Genomic DNA, 553 nt, shown 5'->3' with positions numbered 1-553 from the left:
TCTGTCATTAAGAATATATATTGCTCCACCATTACTATTTGCAGTATTGTTACTGAAACTAGAACTTGTTATATTAGTATTTCCAGTACAATTATTATAAACGACTGAATATATTGCTCCACCATTATTTGCTGTGTTGTTGCTGAAAATAGAACCAGTTATACTAGCACTAGAACTCTCAATATATATTGCTCCACCATTATTATTTGCAGTATTGTTACTGAAAGTAGAATTAATTACATTAAGATTATTATGATTATTATTACCATTAGTTGCATATATTGCTCCACCATTAGTTGCGTTGTTATTGTTGAAAGTAGAACCAGCTATATTAGCATTAATAGTACCATTAAGACTAGGAACAATATATATTGCTCCACCATTATTTGCTGTGTTGTTGCTGAAAGTAGAATTAATTACATTAAGATTACTATTAGAAATACCACTAGATGTATATATTGCTCCGCCATTGTTTACTGGTGTGGTGTTTTGTTCTGGGTTGTTGGATATCCATGTTGTATTGTATCCATTACTAGTAAATTCACTGTTTCTA

1 pseudogene is annotated in these 553 nt (G+C 30.4%); it reads right to left on the bottom strand.

The annotated features are described in order from the left end of the window. Positions 1 to 553 (bottom strand): annotated as a pseudogene (locus MBCUT_RS02085) (hypothetical protein); the annotation flags it as partial.

This window comes from Methanobrevibacter cuticularis (genome assembly GCF_001639285.1).
GTDB classification, from domain to species: Archaea; Methanobacteriota; Methanobacteria; order Methanobacteriales; family Methanobacteriaceae; genus Methanobaculum; species Methanobaculum cuticulare.
The sequence above is the reverse complement of the archived record's forward strand: the minus strand, read 5'-3'. Positions and strand labels throughout refer to the sequence as shown.